The 17,686-nt window shown below is 66.2% G+C and carries 20 protein-coding genes, 1 tRNA gene and 1 pseudogene; 13 read left to right on the top strand and 9 right to left on the bottom strand.

What is annotated here, in order from left to right; translation table 11 throughout:
* Positions 1 to 566: 566 nt before the first annotated feature.
* The gene (locus ACFE87_RS03930; protein ID WP_375458308.1) at positions 567 to 1,109 is read right to left on the bottom strand and encodes a hypothetical protein; all 543 of its coding nucleotides are present in this window, start codon (positions 1,107 to 1,109) and stop codon (positions 567 to 569) included.
* Positions 1,110 to 1,671: 562 nt separating this feature from the next.
* On the opposite strand from ACFE87_RS03930, the gene ACFE87_RS03925 reads away from it, so the two are divergent.
* Positions 1,672 to 1,947, top strand: coding sequence for a hypothetical protein (locus ACFE87_RS03925; protein ID WP_375458307.1), 276 nt, complete (start codon positions 1,672 to 1,674; stop codon positions 1,945 to 1,947).
* A 599-nt stretch (positions 1,948 to 2,546) separates the two neighbouring features.
* Complete coding sequence (locus tag ACFE87_RS03920) at positions 2,547 to 3,242, top strand: Crp/Fnr family transcriptional regulator (RefSeq protein ID WP_375458306.1); 696 nt, start codon at positions 2,547 to 2,549, stop codon at positions 3,240 to 3,242.
* A gap of 146 nt (positions 3,243 to 3,388) precedes the next feature.
* Here ACFE87_RS03920 and ACFE87_RS03915 read toward each other — a convergent pair whose 3' ends face one another.
* On the bottom strand, positions 3,389 to 3,781 hold the full coding sequence (locus ACFE87_RS03915; protein ID WP_375458305.1) for a hypothetical protein: 393 nt from the start codon (positions 3,779 to 3,781) through the stop codon (positions 3,389 to 3,391).
* Between the two features lie 72 nt (positions 3,782 to 3,853).
* Here ACFE87_RS03915 and ACFE87_RS03910 point away from each other — a divergent pair, with 72 nt between their 5' ends.
* Positions 3,854 to 4,030, top strand: coding sequence for a hypothetical protein (locus tag ACFE87_RS03910; protein ID WP_375458304.1), 177 nt, complete (start codon positions 3,854 to 3,856; stop codon positions 4,028 to 4,030).
* Positions 4,031 to 4,037: 7 nt separating this feature from the next.
* Here ACFE87_RS03910 and ACFE87_RS03905 read toward each other — a convergent pair whose 3' ends face one another.
* On the bottom strand, positions 4,038 to 4,271 hold the full coding sequence (locus ACFE87_RS03905) for a DUF6894 family protein (protein ID WP_375458303.1): 234 nt from the start codon (positions 4,269 to 4,271) through the stop codon (positions 4,038 to 4,040).
* Between the two features lie 185 nt (positions 4,272 to 4,456).
* On the opposite strand from ACFE87_RS03905, the pseudogene ACFE87_RS03900 reads away from it, so the two are divergent.
* The 4 genes and pseudogenes from ACFE87_RS03900 to ACFE87_RS03885 form a co-directional block, all read left to right on the top strand.
* A pseudogene (locus tag ACFE87_RS03900) lies at positions 4,457 to 4,636 on the top strand (SOS response-associated peptidase); the annotation flags it as partial.
* A 76-nt stretch (positions 4,637 to 4,712) separates the two neighbouring features.
* The gene (locus tag ACFE87_RS03895; RefSeq protein WP_375458302.1) at positions 4,713 to 4,961 is read left to right on the top strand and encodes a hypothetical protein; all 249 of its coding nucleotides are present in this window, start codon (positions 4,713 to 4,715) and stop codon (positions 4,959 to 4,961) included.
* A 76-nt stretch (positions 4,962 to 5,037) separates the two neighbouring features.
* Positions 5,038 to 5,781, top strand: a complete 744-nt coding sequence (locus ACFE87_RS03890) for an SDR family NAD(P)-dependent oxidoreductase (protein ID WP_375458301.1) — start codon at positions 5,038 to 5,040, stop codon at positions 5,779 to 5,781.
* Positions 5,782 to 6,393: 612 nt separating this feature from the next.
* Positions 6,394 to 6,597 (top strand): hypothetical protein, encoded by a 204-nt coding sequence (locus ACFE87_RS03885; RefSeq protein WP_375458300.1) that lies wholly within the window; start codon positions 6,394 to 6,396, stop codon positions 6,595 to 6,597.
* 119 nt (positions 6,598 to 6,716) lie between these two features.
* Here the strand turns inward: ACFE87_RS03885 and ACFE87_RS03880 are convergent, their stop codons facing one another.
* From ACFE87_RS03880 to ACFE87_RS03855, 6 genes are all read right to left on the bottom strand, one after another.
* On the bottom strand, positions 6,717 to 7,109 hold the full coding sequence (locus tag ACFE87_RS03880) for a DUF6883 domain-containing protein (protein WP_375458299.1): 393 nt from the start codon (positions 7,107 to 7,109) through the stop codon (positions 6,717 to 6,719).
* Positions 7,106 to 7,378 (bottom strand): DUF4926 domain-containing protein, encoded by a 273-nt coding sequence (locus ACFE87_RS03875; protein WP_375458298.1) that lies wholly within the window; start codon positions 7,376 to 7,378, stop codon positions 7,106 to 7,108. Before ACFE87_RS03875 ends, ACFE87_RS03880 begins: the two co-directional genes overlap by 4 nt.
* Before the next feature lie 235 nt (positions 7,379 to 7,613).
* Positions 7,614 to 7,913 (bottom strand): hypothetical protein, encoded by a 300-nt coding sequence (locus ACFE87_RS03870; protein ID WP_375458297.1) that lies wholly within the window; start codon positions 7,911 to 7,913, stop codon positions 7,614 to 7,616.
* Between the two features lie 60 nt (positions 7,914 to 7,973).
* Entirely contained in the window at positions 7,974 to 8,942 is a 969-nt protein-coding gene (locus tag ACFE87_RS03865; protein ID WP_375458296.1) for a hypothetical protein, read from the bottom strand.
* Positions 8,943 to 9,346: 404 nt separating this feature from the next.
* Positions 9,347 to 9,422 (bottom strand) — tRNA-Ala (locus ACFE87_RS03860).
* A 76-nt stretch (positions 9,423 to 9,498) separates the two neighbouring features.
* Positions 9,499 to 10,176 (bottom strand): class II aldolase/adducin family protein, encoded by a 678-nt coding sequence (locus ACFE87_RS03855; RefSeq protein ID WP_375458295.1) that lies wholly within the window; start codon positions 10,174 to 10,176, stop codon positions 9,499 to 9,501.
* Positions 10,177 to 10,343: 167 nt separating this feature from the next.
* On the opposite strand from ACFE87_RS03855, the gene ACFE87_RS03850 reads away from it, so the two are divergent.
* The 6 genes from ACFE87_RS03850 (at position 10,344) to ACFE87_RS03825 (ending at position 17,634) form a co-directional block, all read left to right on the top strand.
* Complete coding sequence (locus tag ACFE87_RS03850) at positions 10,344 to 11,750, top strand: peptidoglycan-binding domain-containing protein (protein ID WP_375458294.1); 1,407 nt, start codon at positions 10,344 to 10,346, stop codon at positions 11,748 to 11,750.
* A gap of 142 nt (positions 11,751 to 11,892) precedes the next feature.
* Positions 11,893 to 13,035 carry an ABC transporter ATP-binding protein gene (locus tag ACFE87_RS03845; RefSeq protein ID WP_375458293.1) on the top strand — a complete coding sequence of 381 codons (1,143 nt, stop codon included), beginning with the start codon at positions 11,893 to 11,895 and terminating at the stop codon, positions 13,033 to 13,035.
* Between the two features lie 35 nt (positions 13,036 to 13,070).
* On the top strand, positions 13,071 to 14,186 hold the full coding sequence (locus tag ACFE87_RS03840; RefSeq protein WP_375458292.1) for an ABC transporter substrate-binding protein: 1,116 nt from the start codon (positions 13,071 to 13,073) through the stop codon (positions 14,184 to 14,186).
* Positions 14,187 to 14,391: 205 nt separating this feature from the next.
* On the top strand, positions 14,392 to 15,225 hold the full coding sequence (locus ACFE87_RS03835; protein WP_375458291.1) for an ABC transporter permease: 834 nt from the start codon (positions 14,392 to 14,394) through the stop codon (positions 15,223 to 15,225).
* Positions 15,222 to 16,016 (top strand): ABC transporter permease, encoded by a 795-nt coding sequence (locus tag ACFE87_RS03830; RefSeq protein ID WP_375458290.1) that lies wholly within the window; start codon positions 15,222 to 15,224, stop codon positions 16,014 to 16,016. The genes ACFE87_RS03835 and ACFE87_RS03830 overlap by 4 nt, the downstream gene beginning before the upstream one ends.
* A gap of 10 nt (positions 16,017 to 16,026) precedes the next feature.
* Positions 16,027 to 17,634 (top strand): amidohydrolase, encoded by a 1,608-nt coding sequence (locus ACFE87_RS03825; RefSeq protein WP_375458289.1) that lies wholly within the window; start codon positions 16,027 to 16,029, stop codon positions 17,632 to 17,634.
* Positions 17,635 to 17,686 lie beyond the last annotated feature (52 nt).

Genomic DNA, 17,686 nt, shown 5'->3' with positions numbered 1-17,686 from the left:
CGGCCGCCCGTTCCTCGACGTCGCGGCATCCATCCCTTCAGCGAGAGCCCTCGTTTAGTCGAGCATCTTGTGATGAAGGGCTGACTACTGCCTCCGAGACTGTCCAGACTGAGGAGGAGTGCGCTCGAGACACGCCCGGAAGGCGCGTTGGGTTCCCGCTGAAGTGGTACGCACGATGCTTCCATCTGCCCCGATAGGAATGCCGAGCTCACCGGCACACTTCTGACATCGAGGCCCGCATTGCTGCGCTGTTGCAGGCGGTGCCACGCAGGCCATCAACGCAGCAGCGGAGAATGCAGTAATCCAGGTTTTCATTTAGTCCCTCCCGGCTTCATCAAAACTGAAGGAACCACGTCGCTAACCAAGAGTCGATACGGTTGCTTTGAGTTCTTGCCAGCCGCTGCCAGACGTGGCTTTAGGCCGGCGGCCTGGGATAGTTTCATGCGCACAATCGTCAAACGTGCCGGGTGTCTGACGGACGGCCATGCCCATTCCCCGACGTGCCAGCCTCCATGCTCCGGGCAGAACACGAAGGAGCAGCAGTCGGGAGCGCCGATCGCGCGCGCTCAGCCGTTCAACTCTTCCCGCATCTTCTGGCCACCGATGACGCTGCGGGCATATTGCTCCCAGCTGGAACGGGTCCAGAGGAGGTTCGCGGTGAGCGCCTTGGCGGTGTTCTCGAGCTCGTCGAGCGCCCTCAGGTTCTCGACGAACAGCGCCGAGAGGTTCGCCGAGACGTCGCCCGACTTCGTGGTCTCGATCGAGGTCTCGAGCGTCTCGCCCGTCCGCCTGACCTCCGGGAGAATGCTCTCCAGGGTTTCGTAGAGGCGCGTGCGCTCCCGCTCGGCCGTCTCGAGGTGGAGACGCTGCTGCTCGAGGAGCCGCACCATCATGGTCCAATCACGCCCGCGGCGCGCCAGGTCCTCGGCAACCGCCGCGAACCCGCCCGAAATCTGACGCGGGAGGCCGGATGTCTGATGAAGCTCGATCTCTTGATCCGGTGCAGCGAGTTCGGCGGCGACATCGCTGCCCAGTCCAGTCAATGGGATCGCGTCACCCGGAAGCGGGTCGTCAGAAAGCTGCTCCGCGCTGGCGGTATCGAGGATCATGCTGAGTGCTCAAATTCAAGATGACAAACCAGCTCTTCGATAACTGCGCGCCCCTAAGAGAGCCAATGCTGATCAGATGTGGGGTTAACCGAACGCAGCTGAACCTATCCGCATACGAGAGACTGGCGCCGTCGTTTCCGAATCTCGGCGAACCGCGCCCGCTCGACCGGCTGAGGCGCCCGCGATCGACCTCCGTCTGCAACAGCGCAGCCTCTTCCCGTGCGAGGGTGTTGCGCGTGGCGGATGCTGCGCTGCAGTTCGGAGGGCGCCCGCCCGCCCGGCCCGGCGAGGACCAGGACCATTGGAGCGCGAGCGCCGCGCTCATTATCGTCCATCCATGGTCACGCTCGGTCGCCCGTACTCACCTACCACGTCACAACCAACCGGATCACGCCCGAGGTGTCCATCGGTCGGCCGGGACGGCGGTCAAATCGAAGGAGAGCAGCAGCCCCATTTCGATGTCCTTTCACAAAGAAGTGTTGTTAACAGATTGTAACTCTGTCTCTGAAGACCTTCCGGCGTAAGGTGAGCCTAAGGGGCGCTTCCTAGATGCAGGCACGCGATGAACAGGAATATTATTCTAGGCGGCTTGGCCGCCTTGACGATGGGCGGTGCGCTCGTGACTTCTTCGGCTCCGGCTGAGGCGCATTGGTATGGCGGTTATGGCGGTTATGGGTATGGCGGGTATCACCGAACCTATTACAGTAGTTACCCTCAGTATTACCGTCATCACTACAAGAGGCCCTTCGTCTACCGCTCCGGCTTCTACGGTGGCGGCTGGCGCCGCGGGTATGGTTGGGGCGGCGGCCGGGGCTACGGCTGGCGTCGGCACTGGTAAGCTGGGCTCGTTGGCCCGGGCCTTCGCCTGCGACTTAACCCGGTAGGCTTAGCTCCAAGCGATCAGGGACGAGCGCCTAAACTCTTCAATGGTCTTGGGCGGCATAGCCCCTCCCAAGACTCTTGAGTGTATGACCTGTCGAGGCTTGGCAGGGTAGGAGTTGCAGCCAGGGTGTCATCAGATCCAGGCAGCTCCATGACGTGCGACAGTGAGTTCGACGGACACGTCCCAGGCCAAGACCCAGCGCGCGTCCCGTCAACCGTCCACCACTCCCCGACGTGCCAGCCGCCGTGCTCCCGGCAGAAACGAGGTAGGTGCCTTGCGCAGTTCGCATCGGGTCGAAGGCGCGAGCGCAACCGGGTTGACCACGAGCATACGTTAGGCGACCACGACGGACGTGATCGCGACAGGGTGACTGATGCCAAAAGGCCAGCCCCGGCCCTCGCATCAACGGAGGCTTGGATCACCCCTGGTCCAGCTCCGTCGAGCGGCTCCTCCGGCCGCGCAGGGCCAAGGAAACGGAGGGCGGAGCCATGTCTAATCCTTTGACGCTCAAGTTGGAGCAGTTCACCAGCTTCACGGAGGCTGAGCGGGGTCGTTTGGATGAGCTCGTCACGGGTCGCAGGCGGACCTATGGGCCCCGCGACGTGATCGTCGAGGATGGGTCCGAACTACAAGAGATCCGTCTCGTCATCTCGGGCCTCGCGGCGCGCAGCAAGGACCTGAGCGATGGCAGCCGGCAGATTATGGCCTTCCTCGTGCCCGGCGATCTCTGCGACATTGAAGGTTTCGTCCTAAGAGCGATGGACCACCGCATCACGGCCGTCAGTGAGACAACATGCGCCCTAATCCCCGCTGCCGAGATCGAGAGCCTTCTGATCGAGTTTTCGTCTCTGACAAGGGCCCTGTGGTGGAGCACGATGACCGACTCAGCCGTGCTTCGAGCACGGATCATCGATCACGGTCGTAGGGACGCTCGCGAGCGCATCGCCCATCTTTTCTATGAGATGCTGATCCGCTACCGCGTGGTCGGGCGGACGACGGATCACACGTTCCCGTTCCCGGTCACTCAGGAGGAACTTGCGGATGCAACGGGAATGACCCCTGTCCACCTGGGTCGGATCCTGGGTGAACTCCGGGATGAGGGGCTCCTCGAGTGGAGGAGAAGGGTCCTCACCGTCCACGATCCTGCGGGGCTGAAGCGCGTCGCCCGGTTCGAAGCCGACTACCTACACCTGGACCGGACGGAAGCCCGAGACGGAAACGTGGCAGAGCGAGCTGGAGACCTCATCTGATCAGTTTTGGTCGCCTCGCTCAGTTCGGTCTCCGGCTGGAAGGCGAAAGCCGCCACCGGCTCGCTCATCGCCTTCCCCTCATGCTGATCAGGAAAAGGCCGACGCCTGCACCGGCAACGGCGGCCAAAAACGCCCTCGTCCTCCAGTCAGGCATCGGCCGCGGCCCGCTCGCTTACCAGCGGCGCCGGCGGCAGTTCGCCGTATTCCTCCACATCTCGGCCCGTTCCTGCACGGCGGCACAGTGCTCCAGCCACGCCTGTCGGTTGCCCGGGTGCTTTGCGCAGAGGTCTCGATAGCAGGCCTCGACAGCCGCCTTTGGCCGCCTCGCGCGTCGCCTCCCGGCCACGGTGCTTCTGGTAATCGCCACCGTGGCCCGAACTCCACATGCTCCACGACCACGCACCGAAGAGTTCGACGTGTCCGTCAGACACGAGCATGGCGCGCCCGATCGGAGCAGACCCATCGTAGGCCGTGCCGTCGTTCGGATCGTTGGTGTGGCCGCCGATCGACGTGACGCGCCAGGTGATCGGGATCGTCATGGTGTGCGAGGCTATGACAGCGCTGCCGATTCCGGAACGCTACGCTGCGAACGAAGGTCGAAGGGCGGGACGATGATCATCCGTGAGGACGCCGATATCGCCATGGTTGTGAGCGAAACCGTCGCGGCGCTGGAAGAGAGTACCCGGCACATCGGCAAGGCGGATCGAGCGATGACGAGCGAGCAAATCGCGGTAGTCGAAACTGCGATGGACGAGCTTCGAAAGGCTCTCGAGAGCAAGGGCCGGTGACCAGCGACTAGGTTGGCCCTGGGTCCACGGCGAAGCGGAAAGAGCACACATTGGCTCCGCTCTCATCCGTTACCCATGTCGTCCATTCCGGGTGATCCCAGAACGCCTCTCCCAAATCGCGAATTGCCTCGCCTGATGAACGCACTGCCGCAGCCCGCGCGGCCTTGGGGCCTGCGAGTAGCGTTCCCTCGTGGTCTAGGTACTCGACCCCGTCACGATAATGGAAAAAGTAGCGAGGCAAGCGCGTGCTCCGTTCGAGGCGGGAGCTCGACAACTCTCAGCCGCCGGAGCCTAGGGCATGACCGACGATGAGTTTCGATGCCATAATCTACGATGCCGTTCTCCAATCTAAGTTGGGACAATAGCCATCCGTCTTAGACCGCCCCCTTTGGGGGCAGAAGACGAGCGTTCGGCGCCCTGGCGTGAGTCGCGTCTATTCACCCAAAGGCCATGCCGGTCATCCTGACCGAACCCGGCGAGGTGGACGCCTGGCTCCGGGCGCCATGGTCCGAGGCATGCGCACTTCAACGGCCGCTGTCGGCCGCCGTGCTCCGTATCGTGGCGAGGGGCGGGCGGCAGGACCCGCCGAAAGGCATTGCCGCGTGATCCGCGCAGCGGTCCTCGCGTTGGCCGTGTTGGCGGCGAAACCGCCCATGCCCGGGACCGAACACCAGCTCAACTCATGGGCGGCCTCATCATGCTGCTCGCCATCTCGGAGCGGTGCGAGATCACAGTCTCGGCCGACGATCGTCAGCGAGTCGCCGCGGCCGGCCAGCGGATCCAGGACCGTATCGGAATGAGCGATGACGAGGTGGATAACGTGGCTCAGGACATCGCTGGCGACGTAAGCCGGCTCGACTGCGGCGGTGCCGGTCAGACCTTCGCGGATGTGATGCGGGAGACGCTGGCCGAAGCTGAACGGGTGCAGTGATCGACCCACTCGGCTGTTCGCCACGGTCCGCATAGGGTGTATCCACCCCGGGCGAACAGGAAAGGGTCCGACAGCGATGGATTTTTCGGGCAAGCTCGTCATCGTCATGGGCGGAAGCCGCGGCATAGGGCGCTCGATCGCCCTTGGCTTCGCTCAGGCCGGAGCCTCCATCTCGATCTGTGCGCGCAGCCCCGGCCCGCTCGATGAGACCAGGCAGGAGCTCGGGGCATGCGGTGTTACTGCGCATGCGGCGTCCGTCGACCTTGCCGACGAGGCCGCGATTGCTGCCTACGTTCCGAGCGCGGCTGAGGCGCTCGGCGGCCTCGACGTCCTGGTCAACAACGCCTCTGGTTTCGGTCAAACTGACGACGAAGAGGGTTGGGCAGCCTCGCTATCAGTGGACGTCATGGCGGTCGTGCGCGGCAGCCGTGCTGCGACACCGCTTCTCGGCCCCGGATCGAGCATCATCAACATCTCGTCGATCTCGGCTCTCCGCGCGACGTCGCGCTCGGCTCCTTACGGCGCCGTCAAGGCTGCGGTCATGCACTACACGGCCAGCCAGGCGAAGATGCTGGCCGGCCGAGGCATCCGCGTGAATTGCGTGGCGCCGGGCTCGATCGAGTTCCCGGGCGGCAGCTGGGAAAGCCGGCGCACGACCAACCCGGCGCTCTATGAGAGCACGCTCGCGCAGATACCGTTCGGGCGCATGGGCCGACCTGAGGAGGTCGCGAACGTGGTGTTATTCCTCGCATCGCCGGCCGCCAGCTGGGTGACGGGCCAGAGCATCGTCGTCGACGGCGGCCAGTTGGTCGGGTCGTAACGATCGGAGCGTCACGAGGTGTCTAGACCACCGGCGTCACGGGCAACAGCTCGGCCGAAGGCGAGGATCAGCGCGCTGAGCCTGTAGCGGTCAGGAGCGAGTTCAACCTGCCTCGATCGAGGCGCCCGCGCTGGCCTTGGCCCTCTGCGGGCGCCGGGGCGGACGTGTTCTGCATCCGCAACAGGCGATCCAGCCCGCCTGGATCGAGGAAACCGGATGCGTTCCAGGCGGCGAGGACCGCCAGCATCCCGACAGTCCCACACGCAAGCGCTGCTCTGGTCCCGAGCCTAACGGCGCCGCGCCGGGACAGATCAGGCCTGAGTGCCCTGGCAGAAGAGAGCCACCCGGACGAATGCCGCTCTGGCTCTGCAGCCGGTTTCGATCCGGGCTTTCTTCGGGGCCGGGCCATGCTCATACGCTGAGGCCGAAGCCGTTAGCGCTGAGCTAACGAGCCTTCAGCTTTGGAAAGTAGCCGGGCTGAGGCGCTGACACATGACCAACGCTTGACTCGCCCGCGGTCACGAGAACAGAAAGGGAACGTTTGGGGGTAGGAGACAGGCATGCGGCATGCTGGAGCGGACGTGAGCGATGGTTAGTTTGCCCCGACGGCACATGGATCCGGCGGAAGCTCAGGCCTTTGTCCAGGTGCTCGAGCGGCACCGGAGCGAGCTGGTCCGGTACCACATGCAGCTCCCGCTCAAGTCGCCCGCCAGAGCAGCGATCAAGACGCTCATGGATCAGCAGGCGGAGATCGTCACCCTGATTACCGGAGACCGAGATCACTTCAGGCTCAAGCCGCACACGGACAGGCACTGACGCACAAGAGGCTCGGCCGGCGAAGTCGGCAGCTTCGCCGCGTTCCCCGGGGCGGCGGTACATCCGCGCTCGCCCCGGTTCGCACGGTCGGGCTGATATACTGGAGAGAGGGCGAATTCCTACTCGGCGGGCCTCGCCGTGACGAAGGTAGCGAGAGGGAGCACCGTGCGACCGGTGGAAACCGTCGTGTCGGGTATCCAATTCCATGCAGTCAGAATCGTGGGCGAACGACCGTCGAGGCCGTTCAGGACGCCGACGGCGCTGATCTCTATTCCGTAACCTCTCGGGTGCGGGCGCGAGCTTACGTTGACGGCAGCCCGCGCCTGATCGACCAGCGCATCCATAAGGTGGATCGGCGCGCTGCGGTCGAAGCCGAACGCTAGAAAAAAAGCGGCCTTAGGGCCGCCTTTCACGTGCGTCAGATCCAGAAGGTAAGCGTGGATCTTCTTAGGATCGATGCTTAGGGCGAAGCTCGACAGCGATGTCACTTGCTGCAGCAGACCGCCGGTCATGCAATCTCGAGATCGTCCGCGGTGAGAGACGCCAAGCCAGCCGGGTCCGTAAACTCGACATCGTAAGCAGCACCGTCCTCCCAAACAGTGACGACAGTGCCTGTCGCCCCCGCCGGTATGGCCAGGCCGTCGAACGTCGTAGCTGGTACTCTGAGAGCCACGACGCTGAGTTCCGCGAGGACCTTCCGCTCAGGGACAAGAACCGGTCGCGGCCGGTACACGTAGGTCAGTTCGGGCTCGAGCGGAGGGTATTTCAGCACGGCTGACATGCGGACCTCCTTCCGATTTAGGCGTGGTTCCGATTGCATTCGTGCAAATGGGACAGCGCGCCGGCTTCCAGAAATGGATATGTCGTCGCGATTAACGGGCTGTCAACGGAAGTTTGCAGGCGTGGTTCACGGCCGCGGGCGCGACAAAAGGGCAAATCGGCGCGAGGCGTCATGAAGTCGCTTCGAGCGCCGACGCGCGCAAACCCCCTCAACCTTGTCGTCGAGCCGCTCTCGCTCAATCTCCGGGGCGCTCGACGACAAAGCCCTCGAGGCGGGCTTTTTCGGTCGCTGGCGTAGGGTCGGCTGGCTCGACAACGCTCATGGTCCACTCGACATCGAGCCCGGCTGAATGGATCAGTCGGCTGATCTCAACCGCATGCGCTTCCGGCCGGTTGCCGGCGACCGCGATGGACACGATCGGCTTCAGCGAGTCCTCCGTGCCCGTCTCGAGACCAACCATCCTCACCTCTGAGACGACCCCCGCTTCGATCAGCGGCTGCAGAGCAGCACGCACGCTCGCGACGATCTCGGCCATTTCAGCGCTCCTTCTGCAGGAAGCTGCGCCCGACCAGCCACTCCGTGACGATCCGGCAGATCACTTCTGCTTCGCCCGCGCCTTCGCGACGGCGGCCGGTTCTGCCCCAAGTCCAGGAAGCGGTTCCACCCGGTGCAATTCCGACCTATCGTCGATGGTTTGCCATTCCAGATCGGACAAGAGTTCCGCTTGGATCGTCACGTTCTCAGAGAACCGATGAGCGTTCTCGCGCAGCAAATTCTGTGCTGCCTCAGCCGCAGCTTCGCGTCCCTTACAGCGGACCTCGACAGTGTCCATCTCCCGCATCTCACGGTCACTGACCTGGTGCCAGACACGCAGCACAGCGAACCAAATACCTGTCCCGGTTCGTCGCCGTGCCTTGATCTCCCGTATGCGATCAGCCTGTGTGGCAACCCCTTCCCAGAGTGGGCGGTGTTCAGCCTCTTGGGCCGCAGTTTCCCGCGCTTCGAAAATAAGGCCCTTAAGAGCAGTCTCAGATAAGGCTTCGAGCTCGATCACAATAGACCCAATCTTAGAACCTAACTCGCTGACAGCGGACCTCGCTTCGTATGTTAGCGGCGGACGCTTTGCCGAACTGCCCTTTACTGACAGCAGCTGCTCCGCCTGCGCTGATCCTGGCCAGAGGTCGGCAGTGATCCTGTCAAGGATCTCAGCAGTAACATTCCACTTATTTTGAGATTGCCACTGCTTCTTCTTGAAATCAGGTCGAAGGTCTACGACCTTGCCCTCGCTTGCCGGCTCCTTGCGTTCGCCAAAGGCATAACTCAGTGCAATTGCGGCTTGCCGGTGAAGGTCGTGGTCTATCTTCCCTGCTTGGTCGAAGCTCCAATAGGAGCCTTCAGCATCGAGGATCCTGACCGGCTTTCCGTTCACGTTCTCAACGACAAGTCCCACCATACGTTGACGAGTGCCGGCGTAGGCTGGGAGCGCATCGTTGCCATGGACAAGCCCGTCGCACACACGGCGAGGAACTTTCCTGAGAACCCCGTCCTCCTCAAGGAGGTACATCTTGTACGTTATCGGCAACGTCGGTCACCCGCGGAGGTCGGCACCCAATAACAAATAGCGCGTGGCCGCAGCGGTCGCTAGCGACTTTTCGATCTGATCGGTCGGACCACGTTGGGCTTCCGCCCTGCCCTCCAATCCCGGCCGCAGTTGCTCGGAGCACCCCGACGCGGCTGCCGAACGTCGGCTGCTAGGGCGCGCCAAGAGTGAGAGGGGCCGCGCATTTTAGCATTCCCCTAAGCCGGCCTGGGGCCAGGCTGATGACGATCGCAGTTTGCGTGGAGACCTACGCCGACCAGGAGTTCGCTCGAGTCGGGGGCACCGACCAAAACCCGCGAACTGCTTACCTCCCGCTTACCTGCAAAGAGGCAACAGGGACGAGCGCGAAGCTAAAGCGTTGAGATGTTTGGTGGAGCTGAGCGGGATCGAACCGCTGACCTCTGCAGTGCGATTGCAGCGCTCTCCCATCTGAGCTACAGCCCCGGTCAGGGGCGGCCTTGTAGGGCGGTCTGGCGAGGGCTGTCAACGTTCTCCCGCGCCACGTCCCGACGATCGCTCTTCACGGCAACGCGTCGCGAGAGCCGGTGCGTTCGGACCGCGGGCCGTAGCTCCTGAACAGCTCGACGACGCGCGCGATCTCCTCGTCGGGCAGGATCCGCGGCTCTCCGACCTGCAGCGCCGCCGCGTATTGCCGGCAGAGCGTCTCGAGTTCCACCGCGATCCACATGGCCTTGGCGAGTGTCGGGCCGGTCGCGATGGTGCCGTGGTTTGCCAGCAGGCAGCAGGTGCGGTCCTCGAGCGCGGCCAAAGCGGCCCGGGACAGGGCCTCGGTCCCGAAGGTGGCATAGGGCGCGCAGCGCACGCTCGGGCCTCCCGCGATCGCGACCATGTAATGCGCCGCCGGGATGTCGCGGCCGCAGATCGCGAAGGCCGTGGCGTGGGTCGGGTGGGCGTGGACCACCGCGCCGACCTCCGGCCGGGCCTGGAGGATGTCGCGGTGGAAGCGCCATTCCGATGACGGTTTCAGGTCACCGTCGCAGGTGCCGTCCGGGCGGAGCCGGACGACGTCTTCGGGCCGCATCTCGTCATAGGGCAGGCCGGAAGGCGTGATCAGCAAATCGGCGCCGAGCCGCACGGAGATGTTGCCGGAGGTGCCCTGGGTCAGGCCGAGCGCGTTCATGCTGCGGCAGGCCGCGACGATGTCGCGCCGGATCTCGAGCTCGTCCGCGGCTCGCATCGCAGCAGGTCCCAGGCTGGCCCTCCGCAATCGCGGAGCGGGCGAGCCGTAGCGGCCCCGTTCCGGCCTCGTCAACGCTCTCTGCCCGGCCACGGGCCGAGATGGCGCTTCAGGCCGGCCCGCCCTTGTGGCAGGATCGACGCTGCTGCAGCGCGGGGGAGGCACGGATGGGCGGATCGAAGCCGAACGGTCTCGTGGTCCGGATCGGCTGGGCCCTCCTGGCCATGGCGCCGGTCGCCGCTCCCCTGCCCGCTTCGGCACAGATCGCCGGCCCGTCCACGGACGCGGCGCTCGCCGCATCGCTCGATTCGGCGCGGGCCGCCTTCGACCGCCTGCCCGAGGCGGACCGGATCGCGATCCAGGACGCGCTCGTCTGGACGGGCGATTACAGCTCGGCGGCGGATGGCAGCTTCGGCCGGCGCAGCTTCGAGGCGATCCAGGCCTATCAGCGCCGCAACCGGCAGGCCCCGACCGGGATCCTCGATCCGGCCGGCATCTCGGCCCTGGTCGCGGCCGGCGCGCGCGTCCGCAACGCCGCGGGCTTCGCCGCGGTCCTGGACCCGCCGACCGGGATCCGGCTCGGCATCCCGCAGAAGCTGCTGCCGAAGCAGAGCGCCAACGGAGCCGGCGGGTCGCGCTTCCAATCCGCCGACGGCCGGGTCACCCTCGACACCCGCGCCCTCGATGGCGACGGGGACGCGTTGAGGGGGATCTACGAGCGCAATCTCGCGATCCAGAGCCCCGGCCGGACCGTCACCTACCGGCTGTTGCGGCCCGACTTCTTCGTGGTCAGCGGGGAGACCGCGAACGGCAAGTTCTTCAGCCGCTATGCCGTCGGGCCTGCCGGCATACGGGCCATGTCGATCGGCTACGACAAGGCGCTGGCCGCCGATATCGACCGGATCGTCGTCGCGGTGGCGAACAGTTTTACGCCCTTTCCGCCCGCAGCCGGGATCGCCTCCGGAGGTCCGGGTCCGGTCCGTCCGCCCCTGTCCCCGTCTCGCCGGAGCGATCCGGCCAGCGTGCAGACCGGCTTGGCCGTGACGCCGAACCGCGTCCTGACCGCCGCCGCAGGGCTCGCCTCCTGCCGCGAGCCGCAGGTCGATGGCGCCCCGGCCCGGCTGGTCACGGCGGATGCGGCGCTCGCGCTGTTGGAGACGACGCGCCCGCACCGCACGGTTCCGCTCGCGCTCGCGTCCGCCGCCCCGGAGGAGACCGCGCTCGTCCTGTTCCTGGCTCCCGGCGAGGGTGGCAAGGCGGTGGCCGCGCCGGCGCAGATGCTCGGGAATGGCCGACTGGTGGCGCCGTTGCAGCCCGGCGGCGCGGGGGCCGTGCTCCTCGACCGCGCGGGGGCGGTCCTCGGGATCGTCTCGCTGGCGGCAACCGGATCCCGCGCCGTGGCCGGACTCGTGCCTCCGGCGAGCCACGGCTATGCAGGCTCGGCCGAGATCGCCCGGTTCCTCGGGCCCGATGCGCCCGCCGCCGCGAAGGCAGGCGACGCGCCTCGGGGCGGTGCCGCCGCGGCCATCGCGCCAGCGCTCGCCAGCGTCTCCTGCGCGGGACGGGGACCATGATGATGCCTGCCGCTTCGCCTGGTTAGCGATGCCATCGGCCTTGCTCGACCCGGGAAGGTCTGCTCATCTCGCGCCATCTGGCACCCGGCTTGCTCTCGTTTAGGTCCGAGCCCGCCGGCGGCTCCGAGGCGTCGAGAGGGTGATGAGCACGGGCGCGTTTCAATCGTCGCTGCGGATCGAGCATCTCTCGAAGCATTACGGTGCCGTGGCCGCCTTGGACGATGTCAGCCTCACCGTCGAGGCGGGAGAATTCCTGACGCTTCTCGGCCCGTCGGGCTCCGGCAAGACCACCCTCCTCATGTCGACGGCCGGCTTCGTCGAACCCTCCGCCGGCACGATCCGGCTCGACGGCCAGCCGATCCTTCATCTGCCGCCCGAGCGACGGCATTTCGGCATGGTGTTCCAGGGCTACGCGCTGTTCCCGCACCTCACGGTCGCCCGCAACGTCGCCTTCCCGCTCGAAGTGCGGGGCCGGGATCAGGCCACCGTGGAACGGGAGGTCCGGGCGGCGCTGGATCTCGTCCAGCTCGGCCACCTCGCCGGCCGCTTCCCGCGGCAGCTCTCCGGGGGACAGCAGCAGCGCGTGGCCTTGGCACGCGCCCTCGTCTTCGAGCCGCACCTGCTCCTCCTCGACGAGCCGCTGTCGGCGCTCGACCGCAAGCTTCGCCTCGAGGTTCAGATCGAATTGAAGATCCTGCACCGGAAGGTCGGCCGGACCTTCGTCTACGTGACGCACGACCAGGACGAGGCCCTGTCGATGTCCGACCGGATCGCCATCATGCGCGACGGCCGCATCGTCCAGCATGGCACGCCGCAAGATCTCTACGAGCACCCCCGCACGCGTTTCGTCGCCGACTTCCTGGGCCGCAGCAACTTTCTCGAGGGCCATGTCGAAGGGCGATCCGCGGCGGAGATCGCCTATCGGTGCGGCGCGTCCCGCTTCGTCCAGGCGATCCGGTCCGGCGATGTCGAGGCGGCGGCTGCCGGCGATGCCGTGACGGTCTCGCTCCGGCCCGAGAAGATCCGGCTGCTGGCGGAGGGCGAGCACGCGCCGAACGTGGCCGCCGGCCGCCTCGCCAGCTGGAGCTATTTCGGCACCCAGTTCCACCTGGTGGCGCAGGTGGACGGACTCGGCGACGTCGCCCTGACCGTTCCGGCAGGGCGCGGCCAGGCGCCTCCCGATTTGGACAGCGAGATCAGGCTCGGCTGGGACGCCCATGCCGGCACCATCGTCGCGAATGACAGAGCTGCCGAGGCGACGACGAACCTGGCCGAGGTCGCCTGACTCGAGCTCGGCCGAACCCAGAACGGGAGATGATCATGGACCCAACACAGAGCTTCGGAGCGGACCTGGCCGACATCGCCGAGGCGGAGCGCCGACCCGGTCTCAGCCGCAGGCAATGGCTCGCGAGCCTGGCGGCGCTCGGCATTGCGCCCTCCGCCCTCGCGACCATCGGCGGCTCCCCGGCGGGGGCCCAGGCCCTGAAGGAGGTCGTGCTCGCGAATTTCGGCGGCGACGCCGTGAAGGCCTTCACCGAGGCGTTCGTCGTCCCCTACGAGAAGCGGACCGGCGGCAAGATGGTGATCGACGGCTCCGGGCCGTCGAACGGCAAGGTCAAGGCCATGGTCGAGGCCCGAAACGTGACCTGGGACATCATCGATTCCGGGCTCGCGGGAACGGGCGAGCTCGGCCCGCTCGGTCTTCTCGAGGAGATCGATTACAACATCGTCGAGAAGTCGAAGGTCGTCCCGGACTTCGCCTACAAATACGGCGTCGTGAACTACATGTTCTCGACCGTGATGGCCTGGGACACGGCGCGGGTGAAGCAGAAGCCGACGCTGGCCGACTTCTTCGACCTGAAGAAGTATCCGGGCAAGCGCATGATGCGGAAGAACTCGCAGGCGATGTGCGAGCTCGCGCTCATGGCGGACGGCGTGCCCAAGGACAAGCTCTATCCCCTCGACGTCGCCCGCGCCTTCAAGAAGATCGCGACGATCAAGAACGAGGTCCTCTACTGGAATAGCGGCGCCGAGAGCCAGAGCCTGCTCCGCGACGGCGAGGTCGCGATGGGCTGGCTCTGGCATACGCGGGCGAACATCCTGAAGCGCGACACGAAGGGCCGCGTCGACTGGACCTTCGAGGGCGGCCTCCTGCAGCCGGGCCTGTGGGTGGTGCCGAAAGGCAACCCGGCCGGCAAACAGGCGATGGTCGCGATCGCCTCCATGCAGGCGCCCGAGGGGCAGATCTCGCTCTTGCGGGCGATGGGCAACGGCCCGGCCAATCCCGCGGCCGAACCGACCGTTCCGGCGGACCTGAAGGAGGTCGATCCGGGCTCCGCGGCCAATTCCGCGCTGCAGGCCAAGATCGACGCGGCCTGGTACGAGAAGCTCGGGGCCAAGACGAACCAGGACTTCCTGGATTTGATTTCGTCGTGAGGCGTCGGGTCGAGTTGGTGGACCGCCCCCTCCACCGCCCTTCAGGCGGTCCCCCTCTCCCAAAGGGGGAGGAGACGATGGGGCACCGTTCCGCCCCCGCCACCATCCATCGCCCGTGCAGGATGGGCGTCTCCTCCCCCCGTGGGGGAGGGGGACCGCCCGCAGAGCGGTGGAGGGGGCGCGCGCTGCCGACCGCCACTCACCCATGAGCAAGGGCGACCGCCTCTACGCCTGGCTGCTGGCGCCGGCTTTGGCGCTGATGCTCGTCTTCTACGTCTATCCGGTTGCGCGCGTCCTCTGGATCAGCGTGACCGATCCCGCGCCGGGTCTCGGCAACTACGCGCTCCTGTTCACCAGCGCCTCGATCCAGCGGATGATCGTGACCACGGCCCGGATCTCGGTCCTGACCACCCTGATCACGCTCGTCCTCGCCTACATCGTCGCCTACGTGCTGATCTTCTCGTCCGAGAGCGCGAAGCGGATGATGCTGGTCGGGATCCTGATCCCGCTCTGGATCTCGGTCCTGGTCCGGGCCTTTGCCTGGGTCGCGCTGCTCCGCCGCGAGGGGGTGGTCAACAACGCCCTGATGGCATCGGGCGCCATCGACCAGCCGCTCGCACTCATCTGGAACGAGACCGGCATCATGATCGGCATGGTCCATTACATGCTGCCGCTCGGAATCCTGCCGCTCTATTCCGCGATGCGCGACATCGACCTGCGCTGCATCGCGGCCGCCCGCGGGCTCGGCGCCAGCCCGTTCCAGGTTTTCCGGCGCGTGTTCTGGCCCTTGTCGCTGCCCGGCGTGATCGGATCCGGACTCCTGGTCTTCATCTTCTCGCTCGGCTTCTTCGTCACCCCGGCGATCCTCGGCGGCGGCCGCACGCTGATGGCCGCGGAATACATCAACGTGCAGATCCACGAACTCGTGCGCTGGGGCATCGGGACGATGGTGGCCTCGACCCTCGTAATCGTGGTCGTCGCCCTCGTGCTGCTACTCGGGCGGCTCGTCGACATCAGCCGTCTGTTCGGGTCGCGATGAGCGACCTCGCCGTCACCGTCTCCCGCCCGGTGCGCTGGAGCGCCTGGACCGTCGTCGCCTTCCTGATCCTGCCGATCTCGGTCGTGATCCCGATCTCGATGACGGACCACCGCTACCTCTCCTTGCCAGAGGAGCGGCTTTCGCTCGAGCATTTCCAGAACCTTCTCACCAGCGCGGCCTGGCTCTCCTCGATCGGGCAGAGCTTCGTGATCGCGATCGCCTCGACCGTCATCGCGCTCGCGGCCGGCACGCTGTGCGCGATCGGATGCTGGCGCGTGGATCCGCGGCTCGGCAACCCGGTCCGAATCCTGATGCTCCTGCCGATCATGATCCCGACCATCATCTACGCGCTCGGGCTCTACCGGTTCTGGATCGATCTGCGCCTGCTCGATACCTATACGGGCGTCGTCATCGCGCATGCCGTGACATCGATCCCCTACGTGGTGATCACCGTGTCGACCTCGCTCGCCGGCTTCGACCCGCGGCTCGAACAGGCCGCCCGCAGCCTCGGCGCCACCATTCCGCAGACGCTCCGGCGGGTGATCCTGCCCTCGATCGTGCCGGGCGTCCTGTCCGGCGGCATCTTCGCCTTCGTGCATAGCTGGGACGAGCTCGTCATCGTGCTCTTCATCGCGAGCCGGGCCATCTTCACCCTGCCCCGCCGCATGTGGGACGGGATCAACGAACATCTCGACCCGACCATGGCGGCCGTCGCCGTGATCCTGGTCGCCCTGTCCACCTGCCTGCTGCTGCTCGATCTCAAGGTCCGGGCGGCGCGGGCCCCCCTGTGAGCCGCCACGCTTGACCGATCCGACACCGCCCTCCCCCGCGAAACGGGCCGCCCTCGACTGGATGGACGCGAACGAGGCCGCGCTCTCGCGCGACCACATGACCATCTGGAACCTGCACGAGCCGTCCTGGCGCGAGTACAAATCCTGCGCCTGGTATGTCGCGCGGCTTCGGGCGGAGGGCTTCGAGGTCGAGGAAGGCTCGGCCGGCATGCCGACGGCCTTTTGCGCGCGCTGGTCGAACGGGCCGGGCCCGGTGCTCGGCGGCTATGCCGAATATGACGCCATTCCGGGCCGTTCGCAGGCGCCGGTGCCCTGTCGTCAGCCACGCGAAGGCGTGAGCCGCTTCGCGGCCGGCCATACCGATCCGCATTCCGCGCTCGGCATCGGCTCCTTCGCGGGCTTCCTGGCCGCCAAGCACGCGATGGAGACGCAGGGCCTCACCGGCACGCTGAAATTCTTCGGCGAGCCGGCCGAGAAGATGTGCGGCTCGAAACCCGTCCACGCCGCGCATGGCTATTACGACGACCTCGACGCGGCGATCTCCTTCCACCCGCATTCCTTCGCGGCGCTCGCGAATTCCTGCTTCTGGGACACGCATTCGGCCCCTTATTGGAGCCGCATCTACACCTTCGAATGCCCCGATCCCGAGACCTGGGGCCGGATCAATTCGGGCCAGGGCGGCTCGGGCTCGTCGGGCGTGCAGCATGGCCATTCGGCCGCCCGAGCGCCGGGAGCCATCGATGCCGTCTGCCTGATGTACACCTCGTCGAAATACATGAAGGAGGCGATGCTGCCCCATACCGGCAGCTGGAGCCTGAACGAATTCATCCCGGTCGCCGGGATGGCGGCAGCCGACAATCTCGCGCCGAATATCGGCCAGATCCAGTATTCGCTGCGCGCCCCGACGCTCGCCATGTGCGAGCAGGTCTTCGCCGTCCTCGACCGCAACGCCGAGCATTGCGCGGCGATGAGCCATTGCACGGTCGCGAGCGCCTGGATCACCAAGACCCGGCCGGGCCTGCCGAACCACGCCATGGCGGAGATCACCTACCGCAATCTCGAACTCGTCGGCGCGCCGCGCTGGAGCGAGGAGGCGAAGGTTTTTGGGCGCGAGATCCAGACGGGGCTCGGTCTCGTCCCGATGGATGACCCCTTCCTGCCGGAGATCCAGCGCCTCGTGCCGCCGCAGGAGGGCGAAAAATCCTTCCGGGCGCAGCTGCCGCCCTGGCAGGTCAACCTCGCGGCCGACGATTATGTCGACTACACGTGGCATGCTCCAACGGTCAGGCTCTATGTCGGCCGCCCCACGCTGGCCCCGCCCGAGCCCGGCTTCCGCTACCCGGAATGGACCCGCCACGCGATGGGCGGCGTGCCGGCCTGTATCGATCCGATGTGGGCGACCGCCGGGCGCGTGATCGGCGCGACGCTGGTCGACCTCCTGTCCAAGCCCGCCCTGCTGGAGCGTGCCCAGGCCGAGTTCCGCGAGCGCACCGGCGGCGGGATCGGCGGCTCGACATGGGTCGCCCCGCTCCTGCCGAAGGATTTCCAGGCGCCGGTGGATTACCGATGGCCGGAATATGTCACGACCGCGCGCGGCGAGGGCTGGACGATCCCGTGAGGGCCGGCCCTCCCCGCTCACCCCGGCGATAGCCGGGGTCCAGACACCGCCG

The organism is uncultured Enterovirga sp. (genome assembly GCF_964242715.1).
Classification (GTDB): Bacteria; Pseudomonadota; Alphaproteobacteria; order Rhizobiales; family Beijerinckiaceae; genus Enterovirga.
This window is presented reverse-complemented; position numbering and strand designations above follow the sequence as displayed.

Bases quoted from the DNA above. Each gene is read 5' to 3' on its own strand.
- ACFE87_RS03930 (WP_375458308.1), bottom strand. From the start codon at position 1,109: ATGATCCTCGATACCGCCAGCGCGGAGCAGCTTTCTGACGACCCGCTT.
- ACFE87_RS03925 (WP_375458307.1), top strand. From the start codon at position 1,672: ATGAACAGGAATATTATTCTAGGCGGCTTGGCCGCCTTGACGATGGGC.
- ACFE87_RS03915 (WP_375458305.1), bottom strand. From the start codon at position 3,781: ATGACGATCCCGATCACCTGGCGCGTCACGTCGATCGGCGGCCACACC.
- ACFE87_RS03910 (WP_375458304.1), top strand. From the start codon at position 3,854: ATGATCATCCGTGAGGACGCCGATATCGCCATGGTTGTGAGCGAAACC.
- ACFE87_RS03895 (WP_375458302.1), top strand. From the start codon at position 4,713: ATGGGCGGCCTCATCATGCTGCTCGCCATCTCGGAGCGGTGCGAGATC.
- ACFE87_RS03890 (WP_375458301.1), top strand. From the start codon at position 5,038: ATGGATTTTTCGGGCAAGCTCGTCATCGTCATGGGCGGAAGCCGCGGC.
- ACFE87_RS03885 (WP_375458300.1), top strand. From the start codon at position 6,394: ATGGATCCGGCGGAAGCTCAGGCCTTTGTCCAGGTGCTCGAGCGGCAC.
- ACFE87_RS03880 (WP_375458299.1), bottom strand. From the start codon at position 7,109: ATGACCGGCGGTCTGCTGCAGCAAGTGACATCGCTGTCGAGCTTCGCC.
- ACFE87_RS03875 (WP_375458298.1), bottom strand. From the start codon at position 7,378: ATGTCAGCCGTGCTGAAATACCCTCCGCTCGAGCCCGAACTGACCTAC.
- ACFE87_RS03870 (WP_375458297.1), bottom strand. From the start codon at position 7,913: ATGGCCGAGATCGTCGCGAGCGTGCGTGCTGCTCTGCAGCCGCTGATC.
- ACFE87_RS03865 (WP_375458296.1), bottom strand. From the start codon at position 8,942: ATGTACCTCCTTGAGGAGGACGGGGTTCTCAGGAAAGTTCCTCGCCGT.
- ACFE87_RS03855 (WP_375458295.1), bottom strand. From the start codon at position 10,176: ATGCGAGCCGCGGACGAGCTCGAGATCCGGCGCGACATCGTCGCGGCC.
- ACFE87_RS03850 (WP_375458294.1), top strand. From the start codon at position 10,344: ATGGGCGGATCGAAGCCGAACGGTCTCGTGGTCCGGATCGGCTGGGCC.
- ACFE87_RS03845 (WP_375458293.1), top strand. From the start codon at position 11,893: ATGAGCACGGGCGCGTTTCAATCGTCGCTGCGGATCGAGCATCTCTCG.
- ACFE87_RS03840 (WP_375458292.1), top strand. From the start codon at position 13,071: ATGGACCCAACACAGAGCTTCGGAGCGGACCTGGCCGACATCGCCGAG.
- ACFE87_RS03835 (WP_375458291.1), top strand. From the start codon at position 14,392: ATGAGCAAGGGCGACCGCCTCTACGCCTGGCTGCTGGCGCCGGCTTTG.
- ACFE87_RS03830 (WP_375458290.1), top strand. From the start codon at position 15,222: ATGAGCGACCTCGCCGTCACCGTCTCCCGCCCGGTGCGCTGGAGCGCC.